The 20,633-nt window shown below is 64.5% G+C and carries 18 protein-coding genes and 1 riboswitch; of the genes, 16 read left to right on the plus strand and 2 right to left on the minus strand.

The window, feature by feature from the left end; all coding sequences use genetic code 11:
* Positions 1-221 precede the first annotated feature (221 nt).
* Positions 222-322: riboswitch (TPP riboswitch) on the plus strand.
* A gap of 93 nt (positions 323-415) precedes the next feature.
* The 5 genes from thiC (at position 416) to thiD (ending at position 6,165) form a co-directional block, all read left to right on the plus strand.
* The gene (gene thiC / locus QZW03_RS07345) at positions 416-2,329 is read left to right on the plus strand and encodes a phosphomethylpyrimidine synthase ThiC (protein ID WP_296509331.1); all 1,914 of its coding nucleotides are present in this window, start codon (positions 416-418) and stop codon (positions 2,327-2,329) included.
* A gap of 2 nt (positions 2,330-2,331) precedes the next feature.
* The gene (locus QZW03_RS07350; RefSeq protein WP_296509332.1) at positions 2,332-3,378 is read left to right on the plus strand and encodes an FAD-dependent oxidoreductase; all 1,047 of its coding nucleotides are present in this window, start codon (positions 2,332-2,334) and stop codon (positions 3,376-3,378) included.
* Positions 3,375-3,614, plus strand: a complete 240-nt coding sequence (gene thiS / locus QZW03_RS07355; protein ID WP_296509333.1) for a sulfur carrier protein ThiS — start codon at positions 3,375-3,377, stop codon at positions 3,612-3,614. The genes QZW03_RS07350 and thiS overlap by 4 nt, the downstream gene beginning before the upstream one ends.
* A 228-nt stretch (positions 3,615-3,842) precedes the next feature.
* On the plus strand, positions 3,843-4,607 hold the full coding sequence (locus QZW03_RS07360; protein WP_296509573.1) for a thiazole synthase: 765 nt from the start codon (positions 3,843-3,845) through the stop codon (positions 4,605-4,607).
* A gap of 76 nt (positions 4,608-4,683) precedes the next feature.
* Complete coding sequence (thiD, locus tag QZW03_RS07365; RefSeq protein WP_296509334.1) at positions 4,684-6,165, plus strand: bifunctional hydroxymethylpyrimidine kinase/phosphomethylpyrimidine kinase; 1,482 nt, start codon at positions 4,684-4,686, stop codon at positions 6,163-6,165.
* Here the strand turns inward: thiD and QZW03_RS07370 are convergent.
* Positions 6,149-7,633: a Do family serine endopeptidase gene (locus QZW03_RS07370; RefSeq protein WP_296509335.1), complete on the minus strand. Its 1,485-nt coding sequence runs from the start codon at positions 7,631-7,633 to the stop codon at positions 6,149-6,151. The genes thiD and QZW03_RS07370 overlap by 17 nt on opposite strands.
* Positions 7,634-7,773: 140 nt before the next feature.
* On the opposite strand from QZW03_RS07370, the gene QZW03_RS07375 reads away from it, so the two are divergent.
* From QZW03_RS07375 to QZW03_RS07410, 8 genes are all read left to right on the plus strand, one after another.
* Entirely contained in the window at positions 7,774-8,955 is a 1,182-nt protein-coding gene (locus QZW03_RS07375) for an acetyl-CoA C-acyltransferase (protein ID WP_296509336.1), read from the plus strand.
* A gap of 67 nt (positions 8,956-9,022) precedes the next feature.
* Positions 9,023-10,099: a DUF695 domain-containing protein gene (locus tag QZW03_RS07380; RefSeq protein ID WP_296509337.1), complete on the plus strand. Its 1,077-nt coding sequence runs from the start codon at positions 9,023-9,025 to the stop codon at positions 10,097-10,099.
* A 21-nt stretch (positions 10,100-10,120) separates the two neighbouring features.
* The gene (locus tag QZW03_RS07385; RefSeq protein ID WP_296509338.1) at positions 10,121-10,807 is read left to right on the plus strand and encodes an SDR family oxidoreductase; all 687 of its coding nucleotides are present in this window, start codon (positions 10,121-10,123) and stop codon (positions 10,805-10,807) included.
* A gap of 32 nt (positions 10,808-10,839) precedes the next feature.
* Positions 10,840-11,970 carry an acyl-CoA dehydrogenase family protein gene (locus tag QZW03_RS07390; protein WP_296509339.1) on the plus strand — a complete coding sequence of 377 codons (1,131 nt, stop codon included), beginning with the start codon at positions 10,840-10,842 and terminating at the stop codon, positions 11,968-11,970.
* A 5-nt stretch (positions 11,971-11,975) separates the two neighbouring features.
* A complete protein-coding gene (locus QZW03_RS07395; protein ID WP_296509340.1) occupies positions 11,976-12,893 on the plus strand; it encodes an MBL fold metallo-hydrolase in 918 nt (305 codons plus the stop codon).
* 17 nt (positions 12,894-12,910) lie between these two features.
* Entirely contained in the window at positions 12,911-13,333 is a 423-nt protein-coding gene (locus tag QZW03_RS07400; protein WP_296509341.1) for a rhodanese-like domain-containing protein, read from the plus strand.
* 48 nt (positions 13,334-13,381) lie between these two features.
* A complete protein-coding gene (locus tag QZW03_RS07405; RefSeq protein ID WP_296509342.1) occupies positions 13,382-13,789 on the plus strand; it encodes a YchJ family metal-binding protein in 408 nt (135 codons plus the stop codon).
* The gene (locus QZW03_RS07410) at positions 13,786-14,439 is read left to right on the plus strand and encodes an HAD family phosphatase (protein WP_296509343.1); all 654 of its coding nucleotides are present in this window, start codon (positions 13,786-13,788) and stop codon (positions 14,437-14,439) included. Before QZW03_RS07405 ends, QZW03_RS07410 begins: the two co-directional genes overlap by 4 nt.
* Here QZW03_RS07410 and QZW03_RS07415 read toward each other — a convergent pair.
* The gene (locus tag QZW03_RS07415; protein ID WP_296509344.1) at positions 14,425-15,588 is read right to left on the minus strand and encodes an AraC family transcriptional regulator; all 1,164 of its coding nucleotides are present in this window, start codon (positions 15,586-15,588) and stop codon (positions 14,425-14,427) included. The genes QZW03_RS07410 and QZW03_RS07415 overlap by 15 nt on opposite strands.
* 122 nt (positions 15,589-15,710) lie before the next feature.
* Here QZW03_RS07415 and QZW03_RS07420 point away from each other — a divergent pair, with 122 nt between their 5' ends.
* Genes QZW03_RS07420 through QZW03_RS07430 form a run of 3 tightly spaced genes read left to right on the plus strand, consistent with a single transcriptional unit; the run spans position 15,711 to position 20,609 of the window.
* Complete coding sequence (locus tag QZW03_RS07420; protein WP_296509345.1) at positions 15,711-17,333, plus strand: carboxyl transferase domain-containing protein; 1,623 nt, start codon at positions 15,711-15,713, stop codon at positions 17,331-17,333.
* An 18-nt stretch (positions 17,334-17,351) separates the two neighbouring features.
* Positions 17,352-18,533, plus strand: a complete 1,182-nt coding sequence (locus QZW03_RS07425; RefSeq protein WP_296509346.1) for a hypothetical protein — start codon at positions 17,352-17,354, stop codon at positions 18,531-18,533.
* 36 nt (positions 18,534-18,569) lie between these two features.
* The gene (locus QZW03_RS07430; RefSeq protein ID WP_296509347.1) at positions 18,570-20,609 is read left to right on the plus strand and encodes an acetyl/propionyl/methylcrotonyl-CoA carboxylase subunit alpha; all 2,040 of its coding nucleotides are present in this window, start codon (positions 18,570-18,572) and stop codon (positions 20,607-20,609) included.
* Positions 20,610-20,633 lie beyond the last annotated feature (24 nt).

The following is a 20,633-nucleotide window of genomic DNA, read 5'->3' on the forward strand; positions in this document are numbered from 1 at the left end:
GTTCTCATCTTTTGGTTTGGAATTCCGCTTCTGGTGATAGGTCTTATCGTTAGGGGCGTCTACAGACTGTTCAGTAAGGAAAGCGGTAAATAGGTTTGTGCTTTGTATAAACCCCGACATTTGGTCGGCGCGCTGGGCAGCGCGAACGATAGCGACTGCTTTGGAGCGCTGCGAAAGTCTGCTTTCAGCCTAAAGCCGCCCCATCCTCAATCGCGTACACTCCGCGCTGCCCGGGGTGCGCAGTGGTTGCGCTGAGATGGATTCCAAACCCGCGAACTTGATCTGGTTCATACCAGCGTAAGAAGTGCAGCGCAGCCCACCACAGTCACGGCCGAAAGCCGTCCGGGCGGCGTCTTTTTAAGTTTGCGGGAGTGTGTCTTTCTCTGTCTTCGGGCGTTAACCCGGAGATTTCCCAGTGAACGCACCTGACAAACTCGCCCAGTTCATTCGCCTCACGCGCGAACCGCTTCCCGCCTCCACCAAACGTTATCTGCAAGGCAGCCGCTCCGACATTCAGGTGCCGCTGCGCGAAATCATGCAGAGCAACGGCGAAGCCATCACCGTCTACGACACCTCCGGCCCCTACACCGACCCGCGCGCTGACATCGACGTGCGCGAGGGCCTGCCGCTGGTGCGCGCGGGCTGGGTGGAGAGTCGGGGCGACACCGAGGCCTACGAAGGCCGCAAGCCCTTCGCGCTGGATGACGGCCTGAAAAACGGCCCAGACGGTCAAGGTGGCGATGCACTGGCCGCCCTGCGCGCCCAGGCCGCGGGCCTGCAGCGCCAGCCACGCCGCGCGCGCAGTGGTGCCAATGTCACGCAGATGCACTACGCCCGCAAAGGCATCGTCACCCCCGAGATGGAATACGTCGCCCTGCGCGAGAACCAGAACCTCGAATGGCAAGCGCAGTACATGGGCAACGCCGAGCGCGAAGCGCGCCTGGCCGGCAACAGCTTTGGTGCCAGCATTCCCAAGATCGTGACGCCCGAGTTTGTGCGCGATGAAGTGGCCCGCGGCCGCGCCATCATCCCCGCCAACATCAACCACACCGAGCTGGAGCCCATGGCCATCGGCCGTAACTTCCTGGTGAAGATCAACGCCAACATTGGCAACTCGGCGGTCACCTCCAGCATTGAAGAAGAAGTGGAAAAGCTGGTCTGGTCCATCCGCTGGGGTGCAGACACGGTGATGGATTTGTCCACCGGCAAGAACATCCACACCACGCGCGACTGGATCGTGCGCAACAGCCCGGTGCCCATCGGCACCGTGCCGATTTACCAGGCGCTGGAAAAGGTGGGCGGCATTGCCGAAGACCTGACGTGGGCCATCTTCCGCGACACGCTCATCGAGCAGGCCGAGCAGGGCGTGGACTACTTCACCGTGCATGCCGGGGTGCGCTTGCCGTTCATCCATCTGACGGCAAACCGAGTGACAGGCATCGTGTCGCGCGGTGGCTCCATCATGGCCAAGTGGTGCATTGCCCACCACAAAGAGAACTTTTTGTACACGCACTTCGACGAGATGACGGAGATCATGCGCGCCTACGACGTGAGCTACTCGCTGGGCGATGGCCTGCGCCCCGGCAGCGGTGCCGATGCGAATGACGAAGCCCAGTTCGCCGAACTGCGCACGCTGGGCGAGCTCACCCACAAGGCCTGGCAGCAGGACGTGCAGGTGATGATTGAAGGCCCCGGCCACGTGCCCATGCACATGGTGCAGGCCAACATGACCGAGCAGCTCAAGCACTGCGGCGAAGCCCCGTTCTACACCCTGGGTCCGCTGACCACCGACATTGCGCCCGGCTACGACCACATCACCAGCGGCATTGGCGCCGCCATGATCGGCTGGTTCGGCACCGCCATGCTGTGCTACGTGACACCCAAGGAACACTTGGGACTGCCTGACCGCGAAGACGTGAAGACCGGCATCATTACCTACAAGATTGCCGCCCACGTGGCCGACGTGGCCAAGGGCCACCCGGGTGTTCGGGCGCGGGACGATGCGTTGAGCAAAGCACGCTTTGAGTTCCGCTGGATGGACCAGTTCAACCTCTCGCTGGACCCCGACACCGCCAAGCAATTTCACGATGAAACCTTGCCGGCCGAAGGCGCCAAAGTGGCGCATTTCTGCTCCATGTGCGGCCCCAAGTTCTGCTCCATGAAGATCACTCAAGAGGTGCGCGACTACGCGAAGAACCTGGGCGTGAGCGAGGAGCAGGCGCTGCAGAGCGGCATGGACGTGATGTCGGGCGAGTTCAAAAAGGTGGGCGGGGAAATCTACATTCCCATCCAGCCCGTGCCGGCCCAAGCCGACGACGCCAAGGCCTGAGCATGGCGGGCAAACGCATAGGTATTGCCGGTGCGGGTGTGCTGGGGCGGCTGCTGGCCGTCGGGCTCAGCCGGGCCGGTCACGTGGTGCAGGTGTTCGACCCCGCCAGCGGCCCCAGTCCGCGTGCGGACTCGGGCTCGCTGGCGGCGGGGTGGACGGCGGCCGGCATGCTCAGCCCCGTGGCCGAACTGGAGCGCGCGGGCGACGAGGTGTTTGCACTTGGCGTGCGCTCCTGCCAGCTCTGGCCGCAGATCGTGCAAGGTCTTGCAGACCCAGTGACTTTGCACATGCAAGGCAGCCTGCTGCTGGCGCACCGCAGCGACGCTGGCGCCGCCCAGCGCGTGGTGGGCCTGCTGCAAGCCAAGGCCGACTCAAGGTACCAACCGCAGCTGCTCACCGCAGAGGCACTCCGTGCGCTGGAGCCCAGCATCCAAGGCACGGCGCTGGCCTGGCTGCTGCCCTGCGAGGGGCAAATTCACCCGATTGAAGCGCTACAGGCGCTGGCAGTGCAAGCCAGCGCGCAGGGTGTGCAGTGGCATTGGAATTGCCAGGTGACGCAGGTGGAGGCGGGGGTGTTGCATGTGGTTGACGCGCGGCACACGTTCGACCATGTGTTCGACGTGCGCGGCGTGGGCGCAAAGTCTGCGCTGCCCGTGCGCGGTGTGCGCGGCGAGGTGTTCTGGCTGCATGCGCCCGGCGTGCCTTTGCACCGCCCGGTCCGCCTGCTGCACCCGCGCCACTCGATCTACATGGTTCCGCGCCCCGGCGACGTGATTGTGGTGGGGGCCAGCGAGATCGAAAGCGAAGACCGCTCGCCCGTGTCCCTGCGCAGCACGCTAGAGCTGCTGAGTGCCGCCCACAGCGTGATGCCCGCACTCGCCGAAGCCCGCGTGGTGCACCTTGAGACCAACCTGCGCCCCGCGCTGCCCGACAACCGGCCGGTCATTCGCCACCGCGCAGGCACGACTGAAATTAACGGCCTCTTCCGCCACGGCTGGCTCATCGCCCCGGCGCTGGTGGAGCAGGCCCTGCACGAGCTAGCGCTATGAACCTCACCGACACCCCGACGACCACAGAGCCCACGGCCATCACCATCACGGTGAACGGCAGCCCCGAGACCACGGGCGCCCGAACCCTGCAAGCGTGGGTAGACGCCCGCGGCGTGCTGCCCGCCGCACTGGCCACCGCCGTCAACGGCAACTTCGTGCCCCGCAACTTGCGCGCCCAACAGCCGCTGGCCGAGGGCGACACCATCCTCACCTTTCAACCGATTGAAGGAGGTTGAACCATGTCCGCACCCACTAGCGACAAAGCCGCTGAGCAACGAGAAACAAAGACCCAAGGAGCGACGCCAGAGCCGCTGTCTCCAGCGCAAAAAGGTAGGGAGGCTGGCCGTTCTGCGCAGGTCAAGGAGGAGCCCGCAAAGCGGGCGGGGGACACGGAGCAGAGCGGCCAGCCTCCCAGCCGCGCCCGCCAAAGCCAAGGCCAAAGAGAGGACCCAGCCGAATGGCACATCGGTGGCCGCACCCTCACCAGCCGTTTCTTCCTGGGCACCGCCGCCTACCCCTCGCCGCAAATCCTGCAACACGCAATCCAAGCCTCCGGCGCCCAAGTCGTCACCATGGGCCTGCGCCGCCAGTTGGCTCACGGCAGCGGAGCCAGCGACTTCTTTGCACTCATTAAAGCCACCGGTGCCCACCTGCTGCCCAACACCGCCGGCTGCCATACCGCCCGCGAAGCCATCACCCTGGCCCACATGGCCCGCGAGCTGTTTGACACGACGTGGATCAAGCTCGAAGTCGTGGGCGATGCCCACACCCTGCAGCCCGACCCCTTCGAGCTGCTGGTCGCCGCGCGGCAACTGGCCAAGGACGGGTTTGACGTGTTCCCTTACTGCATGGACGACCTGGTGAGCTGCCAACGCCTGCTGGACGCGGGCTGCAACATCCTTATGCCCTGGGGCGCACCCATCGGCTCCGGCCAGGGGCTGGTGAACCCCGGCGCGCTGCGCACCTTGCGCGCGCGACTGCCGGGCGTGCCGCTCATCGTGGACGCGGGCATCGGCTCGCCGGCCGACGCCGTGCAGGCCATGGAGCTGGGGCTGGACGCCGTGCTGCTCAACAGCGCAGTCGCCCACGCCATTGACCCGGTGCGCATGTCGCGCGCCTTCAAGCTCGGCATCGAGTCGGGCCGCTTGGCTTATGAAGCCGGCGTCATGCCCCGCCAGGACATGGCGGTGGCATCTACCCCGGTGACCGGTCACCCCATTTTGCTGTGAGTCTGCTATGAAAAAAGAAGCTACTTGCGCAATATCTACAAGGGCTAGAAGCACTTTAGGCACTGAATTTCCCTCCGTGCCCACGAGCAAACGCCCCGTGGTCTGGAGCATTGCCGGCTCCGACTCCGGCGGCGGTGCCGGCCTGCAGGCCGACCTGAAAGCGCTGCAGGCCTTTGGCGTGCACGGCTGCACGGCCGTGGCCGCCATCACTGCGCAAAACTCGGTCGCCGTGACCCAGGTGGAGCCTGTCAGCGCCGAGTTGCTGGACGCGCAGCTGGGCGCGTTGGCTCAGGACATGCCGCCCCAGGCCATCAAGACCGGCTTGCTCGGCAGTGTGGACAACCTGCGCGTGGTCTGCCGGTGGGTAGATGCCTTGCGTGCACAGGGCCACCCGGTGGCGCTGGTAGTGGACCCGGTGTTGGGCTCCACCACGGGTGCCGCCTTTGCCGACGATGCCGTGTTGCAGGCCACCATCGCCGAGCTGCTGCCGCGCGCTACCCTCATCACCCCCAACCGCGTGGAGGCGCAGCGCTTGGGGCTGGCAACGCCTGATGCCCAGCAGGCGTTGCTGGCGCGGGGTGTGTCCATCGTCATCACCGGTGGAGACGCCGCGGACGCGCAAGCCCATGACTGGCTGCAAAGCCCGCAAGCTACCGGCTGGCTGAGCTTGCCCCGTGTGGACACTGCCCACCACCACGGCACGGGTTGCACCTTTGCCTCCACGGCCGCTGCCGCGCTGGCCAGCGGCTACTGCGTGGCCGACGCCGTGGTGCTGGCCAAGATGGCCACCGCCCACGCACTGCGCCACGCTTACGCGGCGGGGCAGGGCGCGGGGCCGGTGAACCCGCAGGCTGACTTTGCACAGCACATTGGTAACCTGCCCGCCTTCACCCTGCCGGGCGGAAGAGTGCCGCTGCACGCGCAGCAGGTGCTGCCCTTCGCCCCGCTGAGCAACCCGGCGCTGGGCGTGTACGCGGTGGTGGACAGCGCAGTCTGGGTCCGCCGCGTGCTGGAGAGTGGTATCCGCACCGTGCAACTGCGCATCAAAGACCCCGCTGAGCCCACGTTGGCAGCGCAGGTGCAAGAGAGCATTGCGGCCGCGCAAGCCACGCCCGGCGCGCAACTTTTCATCAATGACCACTGGCAACTTGCCCTGCAACTCGGCGCCTACGGCGTGCACCTGGGGCAAGAGGATTTGGAGCAGGTCGACCTGCAGGCCCTGCAAAGCGCCGGTGTGCGCTTAGGCCTCAGCACCCACAGCTACTGGGAAGTCGCCCGCGCCTGGGCCCTGCGCCCCAGCTACATCGCCTGCGGCCCTACCTTCGCCACCCAGAGCAAAGACATGCCCTGGATTCCGCAGGGCCTGGACAACCTGCGTTACTGGGCCGGCGTGCTGCCGCTGCCCGTGGTGGGCATTGCCGGCATAGATGCGAGCAATGTGGCCGAGGTGGCCGCTACAGGTGCAGCCAGTGCGGCGGTGATTTCGGCGATCACCAAAGCTGCAGACCCGGAGGCGGCGTGCCGCGCGCTGTTGAGCGGGTTCAGGCCCCCGACTTAAGCGCCATCGCCAGATAGTTCTTGGTACCCTCATGCAGCACCAAGAGCGCCACGCTGCCCTTGGCTTGCGCCAGCACTGCGCGGGCCTGCTCCACCGAGGTGATGGGGGTCTGGTTAATGGCCAGCAGGATGTCGCCGGTGGCAATGCCGGCTTGGCCGGCCTCGGGCTGAATACCTTCAATCATCAAGCCTTGGAGCACGCCCGCTGCGCGCTGCTCCACGGGCAGCAGGGGGCGCACGGCCAGTCCGATGGCAGTTAGCTTGGGGAGGGCGTTCAAGGCGGTGTCAGCGGCGGGCTTGCGTTGCTCGGGGTCGTCCATGGTGGCGCGAACTTGCAGGCGCTGGCCATTGCGCAGCACATCTACCGAGACCTGCTGGCCGGGCACGGCCATGGCCACCCACAGGGGCAGGTCGCTGGCGGACTCGATGGTGTGGCCGTCCACGGCCACGATCACATCGCCCGGTTGCAGGCCGCTCTTGGCAGCGGCACTGCCTGGCTGCACATCGGCCAGCAATGCGCCCATGGGCTTGGGCAGCTTGAAGGCATCGGCCAGCGCTTGGGTGACCTCTTGGGCCGAGACGCCCAGCACCCCGTGGGTGGCACGGCCGGTCGCCACAATTTGTCGCGCGACCGAGAGCGCCAGATCAATCGGGATGGCGAAGCTCAGGCCCTGGTAGCCGCCGCTGCGGGTGTAGATTTGCGAGTTGATACCAATGACCTCACCCCGCGCATTGAACAGCGGGCCACCCGAGTTGCCGGGGTTGATGGCGGCATCGGTCTGAATAAAGGGCACGGTGTAGTCGTCCGGCAGGGTGCGGCTCTTGGCGCTCACTACGCCGGTGGTCACGGTGTTGTCCAGCCCGAAGGGGGAGCCGATGGCCAGCACCCACTCGCCGACGTTGAGCTCCGTGGGGCTGCCTGCGGTAACAAAGGGCAGTGCAGTCGCATCGATTTTGAGCACGGCAATGTCGGTCTTGGCGTCGCTGCCCAGCAGTTTGGCCTTGAACTCGCGGCGGTCGGTGAGTTTGACGGTGATGTCGCTCGCGTGCGCCACCACGTGGGCGTTGGTCAGCACCAGACCATCGGCACTCACCACAAAGCCGGAGCCTCTGCCGTTGACCGGAATCTGTATGCTCGCGCCGGTGGCGCCGAATTGCTCCTGGAACTTGCGCAAAAACAGCTGGGTCGGGTCTTCGCTATCCGCGCCCTTGGCATTGCCCGATGTGTCTTTGCCATCGGCGGTGACGAGCCGGGTGCCGGTGACGCTGATGTTGACGACCGCCGGGCCGAAGCGCTGCACGATCTGCGCAAAGTCGGGCGTGCCGATCTGGCGGATGGCGGTGGGCGGGTTTGCCGCAGCCTCCGGCGTGGCATGGGCGGGGGCAAAGCCCAGCAGGCTCACCAGCGCAAGCAGGGCCAAGGGTGCCGCATGGCGGCGCAGATAAACAGGGGCAAGGGGGTTCAGCATGGACCCATGGTGCCACTAGGGCGTGAAGCCTTGGCGCTCTTTGGTGAAGGCCGGGTAAAGCCGGGGCGCGCATCTTCTGGCAGAATTGACGTTTACGTAAACGTCAATCGCGTACCACCACCAGCACAACGAGGAAGACCATGTCAGAAGCCATCGTGATCGTCAGCGCCGCCCGCACTCCCATGGGGGGCTTTCAGGGCGACTTCGCCTCGCTCGCCGCCCACGACCTGGGTGGGGCCGCCATTCAAGCTGCGGTGGAGCGCGCTGGCATCAGCCCGGAGCTGGTGACCGAGGTCATCTTCGGCAACTGCCTGATGGCGGGCCAGGGCCAGGCGCCTGCGCGCCAGGCAGCCTTCAAGGGCGGCCTGCCCAAGAGCGCGGGCGCCGTCACGCTCTCCAAAATGTGCGGCTCCGGCATGCGCGCGGCCATGTTCGCGCACGACATGTTGCGCGCCGGCAGCCACGATGTGCTCGTAGCCGGTGGCATGGAGAGCATGACCAATGCACCCCACCTCTTGCTCAAGGGCCGCAGCGGCATCCGTATCGGGCACGATCGGGTGATGGACCACATGATGCTCGACGGCCTGGAAGACGCCTACGAGGCCGGCCGCTCCATGGGCACCTTTGGCGAAGACTGCGCTGCCAAATACAGCTTCACCCGCGAACAACAAGACAATTTCGCCACAGCCAGCGTGCAGCGTGCGCAGGCAGCTATCAAATCAGGAGCATTTGAGGCCGAAATTACGCCGGTCACCGTCAAGACCCGCGCGGGCGACGTGCAGGTCAGCATCGACGAAGGTCCCGGCAAGATCAAGCTGGACAAGATTCCCACCCTCAAGGCCGCCTTTAAGAAAGACGGCACCATCACCGCCGCCAGCAGCAGCTCCATCAATGACGGCGCAGCCGCTATGGTGCTCATGCGTGAAGGCACCGCCAAAGACCTGGGTTGCAAGCCTTTGGCCAAAATCGTGGCCCACGCCACCCATGCCCAGGAGCCCAACTGGTTTGCCACCGCCCCCGTGGGTGCCACCCAGAAGGTGTTGGCCAAAGCCGGTTGGAAAGTGGAAGACGTGGACCTGTGGGAAATTAACGAAGCCTTTGCCGTGGTGCCCATGGCGTTGATGGCCGAGCTGAATATTCCGCACGACAAGGTGAACGTGAACGGCGGCGCCTGCGCACTGGGCCATCCCATTGGCGCGTCGGGTGCGCGCATCATGGTCACGCTCATTCACGCACTGAAGGCGCGTGGCCTTAAAAAAGGCGTGGCTACCCTGTGTATCGGGGGTGGCGAAGCCACAGCGGTGGCCCTGGAGCTGCTCTGACCCCGCACCGCAAGGCCTAGCCCGCAGCGTCTGAAATACTACGGCCTTTGCTTGTTGCAGGACCATCATGTCACCTACCCCCGAGATTTCTACCTTCTGGCGCGAGTTTGCGGCCGCGGAAGCCGCCCTCTACGCCTTGCCCTTGGGCGAGCAGGTGGAGCGTGCCAACGCGCTGCTGGCGGAGCACATCGATGGCCTGGCCCTGGAGGTTATGGGCGCGGAGGGCGATGCGGTGCTCGATTTGATCGCCACTGCGCACGGTAGCGTGGAGCTGTTTCCGCAACTCACCCAGCTTGCTGCCGCAGCGCCCGCTTTGGCGCACTTCAGGGTCAGCGCGTTCCGCACTCGCAGCGACGAGCCCGACTTTCCCATGGGCATGGACGGCTTTGAGCTGGCAAGCTCCGAGGTGCTGGTGGCCCTGCAGCCGGACAACGGCCAGATCGCCCTAGAACTGCGCTTTACCCGCGAGATGGCCCCTGAGTTTGTGGAGCACGCGCAGCAGATGAGTTTCATCATGCTGGACCATGTGCTGGGTGAATACGACTTTGCAGTCAAGGTCGGCGCGGTGGACTTTGTGGATGGCGACGACGAGGAGCAAACGTGGACCCCGCTGCACCGCTTGCCGGCCGTGTTTGACGCCTATTGGGCCGATGAGATGGGGCACACCGGCCTCTTTCCGGCGGGTTCCCACGCGTGGACAGCGCTGGACCTGGAATTCGACTGCGCCGTGGATGACGAAGGCAACGATGTCGACGAAGACGACCTGCCCGATGGCGAAGATGCCAACGCGGGCGAGGGCACCGTCACGGTCAACACCAGTGCCAACGCGGTGGCCATGCGCGCCGACCTGGTGTGGGCCTTGACCTTGGCGGCCGATGTGCCCGACGAGGCCGCGGGCGCTGCCCTGCACGACCTGCAAGTGCAGGCCGCCACCCTGTTGCAAGGGCCCCAACTGGGTATTGGCGCTTGGACGCTGGTGGGCGAAGGCCGCTACCAGGCACTGTTTTATGTGACCGACGAGGCGCTGGCCCGTGGGGCCTTGGCGCCCTTGCTCGCGCGCGCTGGGTTGCCGGCTGTCGAGGTCAAGGTGAGCTTCGACCCCGCGTGGGCGGGCTATTTTGAATACGCGAGCTATCTCGCCTAAGCGCACCAAGGGCTGATCAGCATGCAAACCACATTGGTAATAGGTGCCTCCCGAGGTATCGGGCTCGAAATGGTGCAGCAGCACCTAGATGCCGGTGATCGGGTGATTGCCACCGCCCGGGACGAGGCGGGCCTGCAGCGCTTGCGCGACCTGGGGGCCCAGGCCATGAAGCTGGATGTCACTAACCCCGCCAGCGTGAGCGGTCTGAGCTGGCAGCTCGATGGCGAAAAAATCGACCTCGCCTACTACGTGGCGGGGGTGTTCAGCGCCGACGATGCCAAGTCCCCACCCACCCGGCAGGCTTTTGACGCGATGATGCATGCCAACGTGCTGGGCGCCATGCAGGCCCTGCCCCAAGTAGCGCCGTGGGTGGAAGAGGCTGGCGGTCAGTTTGTGTTTATCACCAGCGACTTTGCGCAGATCGGCGGGGTAGAGAGCAGCCGCGCTTGGGTGTACCACGTGAGCAAGGCCGCCCTCAACATGGCCGTAGTGGCGGCGCAGCCCGACTACCCGCGAGCCCAGTTTCTGTTGATTCACCCCGGCTGGGTGCGCACTGACATGGGCACCCCTGATGCGCCTTTGCTCCCCGAAGACAGCGTGGCCGCCATTCGCGCCACGGTTGCCGCCCGCAAAACTACGCAGGCGGCCTTTGCCTGCAGCGATGTGCCCTACCTGCGCTGGGACGGCACTCCCTTTGCCGGCTGGTGAACTGACACCACAACGACCCGAGAGAGACACCTATGCTGCTGACCCAAGACCAGGAAATGATCCGCGACGCGGTGCGCGATTTCGCCCAAGCCGAGCTGTGGCCGAATGCCGCGAAGTGGGACAAAGAGCACACCTTCCCCAAAGCCGCGCACCAAGGCTTGGCCGCCCTGGGCGCCTACGGCATTTGCGTGCCCGAAGAACTTGGCGGCGCGGGGCTGGACTACGTGACCCTGGCGCTGGTGCTGGAAGAAATTGCGGCCGGCGACGGTGGCACCAGCACCGTGATCAGCGTGACCAACTGCCCGGTCAACGCCATCCTGATGAAGTTCGGCAACGCGCAGCAAAAAAAGCAGTGGCTGGAGCCGCTGGCCCAGGGCCGGATGCTGGGCGCTTTTTGCCTGACCGAGCCGCATGTGGGCAGCGATGCCTCCAGCCTGCGTACTACGGCGGTGAAAGAGTGCGATGAGTACGTCATCAATGGCGTCAAGCAGTTCATCACCAGTGGTAAACATGGTGACGTGGCCATCGTCATCGCGGTGACTGACAAAGGCGCGGGCAAGAAGGGCATGAGCGCCTTTCTGGTGCCCACCAACGCGCCGGGCTACGTGGTCGCGCGCTTGGAAGACAAGCTGGGCCAGCACAGCAGCGACACCGCGCAAATCAACTTCGATAACTGCCGTATTCCTGCCGAAAACTTGATCGGCAAAGAAGGCGAGGGCTACGGCATCGCACTCGGTGGCCTGGAAGGCGGGCGCATTGGCATTGCCGCGCAAAGCGTGGGCATGGCCCGCAGCGCGTTCGACGTGGCGGTCGCCTACGCCAAAGACCGCCAGAGCTTCGGCCAGCCCATCTTCAACCACCAGGCCGTGGGTTTTCGCTTGGCCGAGTGCGCCACGCAACTTGAGGCCGCGCGCCAGCTCATCTGGCACGCTGCGGCGCTGCGCGATGCCGGTCGCCCCTGCCTGAAAGAAGCCGCCATGGCCAAACTGTTTGCCAGCGAGATGGCCGAGCGGGTGTGCAGCGCCGCCATCCAGACCCTGGGCGGCTACGGTTATGTGAGCGACTTCCCTGTCGAGCGCATCTACCGCGACGTGCGTGTGTGCCAGATTTACGAAGGCACCAGCGACGTGCAAAAAATCATCATCCAGCGCGCGCTGGCTTGAGCTCCATGGCGCACGCACTGCCTCCCGGCGTCACCGTCTTCGAGCGGGGCTGGCTGTCCAGCAACAACATCCTGATCCAGGGCGAGGGCGGCACCGCGCTTATCGACAGCGGTTACTGCACCCATGCCGAGCAGACGCTGGCGCTGGTGGACTCGGCGCTGCAAGGCAGGTCCTTGGACTTGCTGCTCAACACCCATTTGCACAGCGACCATTGCGGAGGCAATGCCGCGCTCCAAGTGCGCTACCCCGAGATGGAAACGCATATTCCACCGGGGCACGCTGACTTTGTGCGCGTGTGGGACGCCCATGCCCTGAGCTACACACCCACGGGTCAACAGTGTCCGCGCTTTCAGTTGAGTGCCACACTGCAGCCGGGCGCCGACATGCGCTTAGGCGACCTGCAGTGGCAAGTGCACGCAGCTCCCGGCCACGACCCGCACTCGGTCATCTTGTTTGAACCGGCGAGCCGCACGATGGTGTCGGCCGACGCGTTGTGGGAAAAAGGTTTTGGTGTGGTCTTCCCCGAGCTCGATGGCGACGATGCGTTCGACGAAGTGGCCGCCACGCTGGACGTGATCGAGCGGCTGAACCCCGCCACCGTCATCCCGGGGCATGGAGCGCCCTTCACGGAGGCTGCGCAGGCTATTGCCTATGCCCGCCAGCGACTGAACGGCTTTGTGCAAAACCCCACCAAGCATTTGCAGTACGCGGCCAAGGTGCTGCTCAAGTTCAAGCTGCTCGAAGCCCGCCACCTGCCTCTGCCCGCGCTCATCGCCTGGGCGCGCAATACCAGCTACTTCAGCCACACTTTCGAACAACACGTTGCCGGCGCCACCTTGGAAGAGGCTACGCAGCAACTGGTGCAGGACCTGGTGCGCTCCGGTGCTGCAAGGTTGCAAGACGGCGTGGTGTTTGACGCCTGACACTCAAGGAGACTCACATGCCGATTACCAAAAGTTCCCGCGCCCTGGTGGACGAAGCCATGGCGCAAGTCACCAGCTACAGCGTGGCCGAAGTGCAGGCCCGCTTGCACGACCCGCAGGTGCAGATCGTGGACATTCGCGATATCCGCGAGCTGAACGACGGCACCGTGGTGGGCGCCTTCCATGCGCCGCGCGGCATGCTGGAGTTTTGGGTAGACCCCGAGTCGCCGTACCACAAGCCCTTGTTTGCCGATGAGTCCAAAGAGTTCATCTTGTTTTGCGGTGCGGGTTGGCGCAGTGCGCTGGCCGCCAAGGCCTTGCAAGATATGGGCATGACCAACGTGGCCCACATCGACGGGGGCTGGGGCGAATGGGTTAAGGCCGGTGCGCCCACGGAAACCCTGGAGCAACAAAAGGCCCGCCGCCAAGCCAAGGGCTGAAGCCGCCCGAAGCCGGCGGCCTGCCAAAGTCGAGGCATGATCGAGGGCATGACGCCCTTTGTGATGACCGACGCCTGCCCTTGCGGCCGGCAACAACAGAAAAAACCCATTCCCTTCAGTCAATGCTGCGGCCGCTGGCTGGAGACCGTGTTCCCCGCGCTTGACGCCGATTGCCTGATGCGCAGCCGCTACTGCGCCTTTGTGCTGGAGCGTGCGCCCTACCTGCTCAAAACTTGGCACGCCAGCCACCGCCCCGCCAGCATTGAATTCGACCCCGGCGTCAAATGGCTGGGCTTGGAAGTGCGCAGCCACACGGTGCTAGATGCTACCCACGCAGAAGTAGAGTTCGTCGCCCGCCAGAAGCCGGTAAGTGGTCCGGCTGTGCGCCTGCATGAGCGCAGCCGCTTTGTGCTGGAGAGCGGCCACTGGCTGTATGTGGATGGAGATGCCCTGTGAAATTTGAAGCCATATTGTTTGACTGCGACGGCGTGCTGGTGGACAGCGAGCCGATTACCAATGGCGTGCTGCGCGACATGCTGGCCGAGCAGGGCTGGCACATGAGTGTGCAGGCGTGTATGGATTTTTTTGTGGGCAAGGCTGTGATCGACGAGCGCGCCCGCATCGAGGCCGAAACCGGCAAACCACTCACACCGGAGTGGATGGCCGATTTTCGCACCCGCCGCAATGCCGCGCTCATGGCGCAGGTGCAGGCCATACCGCAAGCGCTGGAGGCGGTAGCCGCCATCCATGCCGGTTTCGGCGGCCGGATCGCCTGCGCCTCGGGCGCCGACCTGCCCAAGGTGCTGATGCAAATGGGCAAAACCGGCCTGCTGCCGTACTTTGAAGGCCGGGTGTTCAGCGGCCACGATTTCCCCCGCTCCAAACCCCACCCCGACGTGTACCTGGCTGCTGCGGCCGCCTTGGGCGCGGACCCCAAGCGCTGCGCAGTGGTCGAAGACACGGTAACCGGCGTCACCGCCGGCGTGGCGGCCGGTGCCACCGTGTTTGGCTATGCGCCGCAAGGCGATGGGCGCGCCTTGCTGGATACCGGGGCGGTGCAGGTGTTTCACACCATGGGCGCGCTGCCCGGCCTACTCATCGGCTGATCGCACCGGGCCGATCGGGGCGGGCGAGGCCTTGCGCCGGAACTCGGCTGGCGTTTGCCCGGTCCAGCCCTTGAAGGCGCGGATAAAACTTTTCTCATTCTGAAAACCCGCGGCCTCTGCGACTTGCTTGACCGGTTTGCGGCTGCGTAAGAGCAGCTCGGTGGCGCGGTGGTGGCGCACCTCGTCTTTGAGGGCTTGCAGGGTGGTGCCTTCTTCGTGGAGCTGGCGGTGCAGAGTGCGGGGGGACACGTTCAGCAGACGGGCCAGTGCCTCGGCGCTGTGGGTGTCTCGGGGCTGCTGCACGAGCAGCTGCCGCACCTGTTGCACCAGCAACCGGTCGCGCCGGTAGTGCAACACGGTCAGGGGCAGGGCGTTTTGCAGCATGTGTTGCAGCGCCTTTTCATCGCGCCGCAGCGGGAGTTGTAGGTACTTTGCATCAAAAAAGATAGCGCCCTGCGCTTGCAGGAAGCGGGCTGGGCCGGGAAAAAGCACTGCATACGCCTCTGCGTGAGGTGGCGGCTCAAACGGGAAGTGGGTTTGCAACAGGGTGATGCGTGAGTCAATGAGCCACGAGGCCACGCCCAGCACATTGCGTAGCACGGAGACCATGCATAACTCGCGGAACGGCTCGGGGATGCCCGTGTCTGTGGGCAGGACAAGGGCGTGGGGCCTTTGCTCCGTGTCCCCCGCCCGCTTTGCGGGCTCCTCCTTGACCTGCGCAAAGCCCCCACGCCCTTGTCCTGCTGTGGCCGAGTTCTCTGTGAGCGTGATGCCGGCTACATCGCCAGCGACGCTCAGCGTGAGGGTGATGTCGGGTGCAATCAGGCCGTGGTGGCGGCACCAGCGGCTCAGGGCTACATAGAGGGTGGGCGCCGAAATCGAGGCGCGCGCCAGCATGCCGTAGCTACCCCAGGGCAGGCGGCGGCTGAACCAGCCTAGGGCTTCGTCGTCCAGCTCGCGCATGGCGGCTCCTGACAGGCGCTCCATCTGCCCGGCGGTAATACGGGCATTGGCCTGCTGTAACTGCTCTGGCGCAATCTGCGCCTGTGCCAGAGCGCCAGACGGGTCTTTGCCGTAGTGCGCATAGGCCTGCACCATCGCTCGTGCAAAGGCCATGGGGGTGAGGGCGGGAGCGGTGGTGGGTGGCATGTCTGCAGTGTGCCAAAAAATGTGGTGCTTATGGCGCAATTTGCAACCTCACAAGGGGCTGCATTGTTGGCAGCCCACCGCACAATGCCAGTTGACTGTTCAACCCTGACCGGATGCGCCCCATGACGATGCTGGAATCCCAACTCAACCCGCGTTCTGCCGACTTTGCGGCCAATGCTGCCGCCATGCGCGCGCTGGTCGCCGACCTGAATGCCAAAATCGACAAAGCGTCGCTCGGCGGTGGGGACGCAGCCCGCGCCAAACACACGGCCCGCGGCAAGCTGCTGCCCCGTGACCGCGTGGGAATGTTGCTGGACCCCGGCACACCTTTCCTCGAACTCTCGCCCTTGGCCGCGCTGGCCATGTACCCCGACCGCGACGGCAGCGACAGCGCGCCCTGCGCCGGGGTGATTGCCGGCATCGGCCGCGTATCGGGTGTGGACTGCATGATTGTCTGCAACGACGCCACGGTGAAGGGCGGCACCTACTACCCGCTCACCGTCAAAAAACACCTGCGCGCCCAAGAGGTTGCCGCACAAAACAACCTGCCTTGCATCTATCTGGTGGACTCGGGTGGTGCCAACCTGCCCAACCAGGACGAGGTGTTTCCTGACCGCGACCACTTCGGCCGCATCTTCTTCAACCAAGCCAATATGAGTGCGCAGGGCATTGCGCAAATTGCCGTGGTGATGGGCAGTTGCACGGCAGGCGGCGCCTATGTGCCGGCGATGAGCGACGAGACCATCATCGTCAAAAACCAGGGCACCATCTTTCTGGGTGGCCCCCCGCTGGTAAAAGCCGCGACCGGCGAGGTGGTAACCGCCGAAGACCTGGGCGGTGGCGATGTGCACACACGCCTCTCTGGCGTGGCCGACCACTTGGCGCAGAACGATCTGCATGCGCTCTCATTGGCGCGCGAAGCCATTGCGCATTTGAATAAAAACAAGGCTCCAGCCCCAGAATTACGGGCGGCGGTAGCTCCTAAATATGTAGCAGAAGAGTTGTACGGAGTCATCCCTACCGACACCCGCAAGCCTTTCGATGTGCGCGAAATCATTGCTCGCATCGTTGATGGTTCGGAGCTGCATGAGTTCAAGCCTCGATATGGCGCCACGCTGGTCTGCGGCTTTGCCCATGTGGAGGGAATGCCGGTGGGCATCATCGCCAACAACGGCATTTTGTTCAGCGAGTCGGCGCTCAAGGGCGCGCACTTTATTGAGCTGTGCTGCCAGCGCAAGATTCCGCTGGTGTTCTTGCAGAACATCACCGGCTTTATGGTCGGCCGCAAGTACGAGAACGAAGGCATCGCCCGCAACGGCGCCAAGATGGTCACCGCCGTCGCCACTGCACAAGTGCCCAAGTTCACCATCATCATCGGCGGCAGCTTCGGCGCCGGCAACTACGGCATGTGCGGCCGCGCCTACAGCCCCCGTTTCTTGTGGATGTGGCCGAATGCGCGCATTTCGGTCATGGGTGGCGAGCAGGCAGCCAGCGTGCTGGCCACCGTGAAGCGCGATGGTATTGAGGGCAAGGGCGGCAACTGGAGCGCGGAGGAGGAGGAAGCCTTCAAAGCCCCCATCCGCCAGCAATACGAAGAACAGGGCCACCCCTATTTCGCCACCGCCCGCTTGTGGGACGACGGCATCATCGACCCCGCCGATACCCGCCGCGTGCTGGCGCTGGGCCTCAGCGCGTCGCTCAATGCGCCCATTCCCGAGACTAAATTCGGCGTATTCCGCATGTAATGTTGAAAGGGGACAGCGATGCGTATTCGTCATTGGTTTGCCATAGCAAGTTTGAGTGCATCTGTCTGGATGCCCTGTGCGCAAGCGCAAACCGCGACTGCGGCCGCAGCGGCGCCTGCCGAAGTGCTGGCTAAGGATATGCGCGAGGAAATCGTGCGCATCCCCGTCACAGTCAAAGACATGTACGGGCGGCAGGAAACCCGCAATGTGGCCATCACCATTTTTCGTCCGCCGGGTGAGGGGCCTTTTCCTTTGCTGGTTTTCAACCACGGGCGGTCCGTTGCTGCCAAGCGAGCTCAGCAAGGCCGCAACCGGCCGGAAGTAGCCGCCCGCTATTTCACGGCCAAGGGCTTTGTGGTGCTGGCGCCCACTCGCATCGGTTACTGGGAAACCTATGGTGATTTCGATCCTGAGACATCGGGTGGGTCTTGTAGTGGCATGCAGGTGGAAGGCATGTCCATCGCTGCGTCGGATCAAGTACTCGCTACTGTGGAGTTCGCCAAAACCTTGCCCTATGTCGATGCCAGTCGCTGGGTGGTTGCAGGCCAGTCTGTGGGCGGGCTGACTACGGTGGCTACCGTCGGGCGTGCTCCGGCCGGTTTGGTGGCGGGAATCAACTTTGCCGGCGGAACCGGCGGTGACCCGGACAACAAGCCGGGTAACCCGTGCCGTCCGCAAGCCATAGAAAGCTACTGGGGCAGCCTTGCCAAGCAGGCCAAGGTGCCCATGCTGTGGATGTACTGGCAGAACGACAAGTTCTGGGGCCCGGATGTTCCCAAGACGTGGCACAAGGCCTGGTTGGCGGGCGGCGGCAAGGCGGACTTTGTGGCTTTTGGCCCCTCCGGGGAAGATGGCCACAACGGCCTGAACGCCGACATGGACCATTGGTTACCCGTTACGGATGAATTCTTGTCCTGCCTCGGGTTCACCAAGCCGGGCATCGTGAGCCGCCCTCCCGCCAGCGGGTTTACAGATATCAATGACGTGGCCAAAGTGCCGGTGAGTGCCGCCAGTCAAGCGAACTACCAGCGCTTCCTGGGCTTGGCCTTGCCGCGCGCATTTGCAGTCAGCGACCGCGGTGGGTGGGGCTCATCGACCGGCGACTACGCCGTGGGGCGGGCCATCGGCAACTGTCAGCGGTTTGGTGCTAACTGCAAGCTCTACGCCGTGGACAACGACGTAGTCTGGATCGGCAAGTAAAGGCGCCGGGCGCGCTCCATTTTTCAAAGAAATCCTATGTTCACCAAAATCCTTATCGCCAACCGTGGCGAAATCGCCTGCCGGGTCGCCGCCACGGCTGCGCGGCTAGCTATCAAAACCGTAGCGGTGTACTCCGATGCGGATGCGAACGCCAAGCATGTGGCCGCGTGTGACGAGGCGGTGCACATTGGCGGCAGTGCGCCCAAAGACAGCTACTTGCGCTGGGAGCGCATCATCGAAGCCGCCAAGGCCACAGGCGCGCAGGCCATTCACCCCGGCTACGGTTTTTTGAGCGAAAACGAAGAGTTCGCTAACGCCTGTGCGGCGGCGGGTCTGGTGTTCATCGGGCCGCCCGCCAGCGCCATCTTGGCGATGGGCCTGAAAGCCGAGTCCAAACAGTTGATGGAAAAGGCCGGTGTGCCGCTGGTGCCTGGCTACCACGCGGCAGACCAGGACCCTGCGCTTTTGCAGCGCGAAGCCGACGCAATAGGCTACCCCGTGCTCATCAAGGCCAGCGCAGGCGGTGGCGGTAAGGGCATGCGCGCGGTGGACAAGGCAGAAGACTTTGCGGACGCGCTGGCATCGTGCAAGCGCGAAGCGATCAACAGCTTTGGCGACGATGCGGTACTGATCGAAAAGTACGTGCAGCGGCCGCGCCATATCGAGATTCAGGTGTTTGGCGACACGCATGGCAACTATGTCTACCTGTTTGAGCGCGACTGCTCGGTGCAGCGCCGCCACCAGAAGGTGCTGGAAGAAGCCCCCGCACCCGGTATGACGCCCGAGCTGCGTGCGCAGATGGGCCAGGCCGCGGTGGAAGCGGCCCGCGCGGTGAACTACGTGGGCGCTGGCACGGTGGAATTCATCGTGGAGCAGCCCGGCGGCTATGAGCACCCCGAGGCGATGAAGTTCTATTTCATGGAGATGAACACCCGCCTGCAGGTGGAGCACCCGGTCACCGAGGCCATCACTGGACTGGACCTGGTGGAGTGGCAACTGCGTGTGGCGGCGGGTGAGCCACTGCCATTGCGCCAGGACCAATTGCAGATCCACGGTCATGCCATTGAAGCTCGCATTTGCGCCGAGAACCCCGACAACAATTTCCTGCCTGCCACCGGCAGCTTGCAGGTGTACGGCTTGCCGCCCCATGCGGCCTTTGCCCGCGCAGAGCGCGGCGTGCGGGTGGATTCGGGCGTGCGCGAGGGCGACGCTATCAGCCCGTTTTACGACTCTATGGTGGCCAAGCTGATAGTGCATGGCGCTACCCGCGCCGAGGCACTAGCCCGCTTGGACACCGCATTGGCGCAAACCCACATCGTGGGCCTCGCGACCAATGTGCAGTTTTTGCGCCATGTGACCACCAGCGCCTCGTTCGCGGCGGCCCAGTTGGATACCGCGCTGATTCCTCGCGAGGCCGATGCCTTGTTCCACCAGGACAAGGTCGGCTTGCCCCTGGCAGCCGCTGCCTTGGTGGCGCACACCCTGCAGGCCGAAGCTAACGCTGCGGCCCGCCCCGACGCCCGTGGCTGGAAAGACCCGTGGTCGCAGCGCGACGGCTGGAAGTCCCACGGCGCACAGGTGCGCAGCTTTGCGCTGGACTATGCGGGCCAGGCGTACACCGCTCTGCTGCGCTCGGTGCGTGGCGGCACCTTAGAGCTCACCGTGGATGGGCAGACGCAAGCCCTGCACTGGGCGGTGCAGGGCAGCGCGTTGGATGTGCGCTATGGCGCCCGGCGCAGTGCCGTCAATTTGTATAAAAATGGTGCTCTAGCCCATGTATTTATTGCGCAAGGCGCTACACAAATCATAGCAATTGATCCGCTCGCCCATGCGGGAGACACCCAGGCTGAAGGCGGTCGCCTGACTGCACCCATGCCCGGCAAGGTGGTGTCGTTTGCAGTGAAGGCGGGCGATGCGGTCACCAAAGGCCAGGCGCTAGCGGTCATGGAAGCCATGAAGATGGAGCACACCATTGCAGCCCCGGCCGATGGCACGGTGGTCGAGCTGCTGTTTGCCCCCGGCGACCAAGTCACCGAAGGCAGCGAGCTCTTGCGACTCGCGGTCGCAGGGGCCTGAGGCGTCCGCAGGCGGCGGGCCGCC

It is taken from the genome of Rhodoferax sp. (assembly GCF_013297935.1).
In the GTDB taxonomy this organism is placed as follows: domain Bacteria; phylum Pseudomonadota; class Gammaproteobacteria; order Burkholderiales; family Burkholderiaceae_C; genus Allorhodoferax.

Excerpts from the sequence above, each read along its gene's own strand:
- QZW03_RS07425 (WP_296509346.1), top strand. The coding sequence starts at position 17,352 with ATGCGTATTCGTCATTGGTTTGCCATAGCAAGTTTGAGTGCATCTGTC.
- QZW03_RS07415 (WP_296509344.1), bottom strand. The coding sequence starts at position 15,588 with ATGCCACCCACCACCGCTCCCGCCCTCACCCCCATGGCCTTTGCACGA.
- QZW03_RS07430 (WP_296509347.1), top strand. The coding sequence starts at position 18,570 with ATGTTCACCAAAATCCTTATCGCCAACCGTGGCGAAATCGCCTGCCGG.
- thiS (WP_296509333.1), top strand. The coding sequence starts at position 3,375 with ATGAACCTCACCGACACCCCGACGACCACAGAGCCCACGGCCATCACC.
- QZW03_RS07350 (WP_296509332.1), top strand. The coding sequence starts at position 2,332 with ATGGCGGGCAAACGCATAGGTATTGCCGGTGCGGGTGTGCTGGGGCGG.
- QZW03_RS07385 (WP_296509338.1), top strand. The coding sequence starts at position 10,121 with ATGCAAACCACATTGGTAATAGGTGCCTCCCGAGGTATCGGGCTCGAA.
- QZW03_RS07420 (WP_296509345.1), top strand. The coding sequence starts at position 15,711 with ATGACGATGCTGGAATCCCAACTCAACCCGCGTTCTGCCGACTTTGCG.
- QZW03_RS07370 (WP_296509335.1), bottom strand. The coding sequence starts at position 7,633 with ATGCTGAACCCCCTTGCCCCTGTTTATCTGCGCCGCCATGCGGCACCC.
- QZW03_RS07380 (WP_296509337.1), top strand. The coding sequence starts at position 9,023 with ATGTCACCTACCCCCGAGATTTCTACCTTCTGGCGCGAGTTTGCGGCC.
- QZW03_RS07395 (WP_296509340.1), top strand. The coding sequence starts at position 11,976 with ATGGCGCACGCACTGCCTCCCGGCGTCACCGTCTTCGAGCGGGGCTGG.
- QZW03_RS07390 (WP_296509339.1), top strand. The coding sequence starts at position 10,840 with ATGCTGCTGACCCAAGACCAGGAAATGATCCGCGACGCGGTGCGCGAT.
- QZW03_RS07405 (WP_296509342.1), top strand. The coding sequence starts at position 13,382 with ATGACGCCCTTTGTGATGACCGACGCCTGCCCTTGCGGCCGGCAACAA.
- QZW03_RS07375 (WP_296509336.1), top strand. The coding sequence starts at position 7,774 with ATGTCAGAAGCCATCGTGATCGTCAGCGCCGCCCGCACTCCCATGGGG.
- QZW03_RS07400 (WP_296509341.1), top strand. The coding sequence starts at position 12,911 with ATGCCGATTACCAAAAGTTCCCGCGCCCTGGTGGACGAAGCCATGGCG.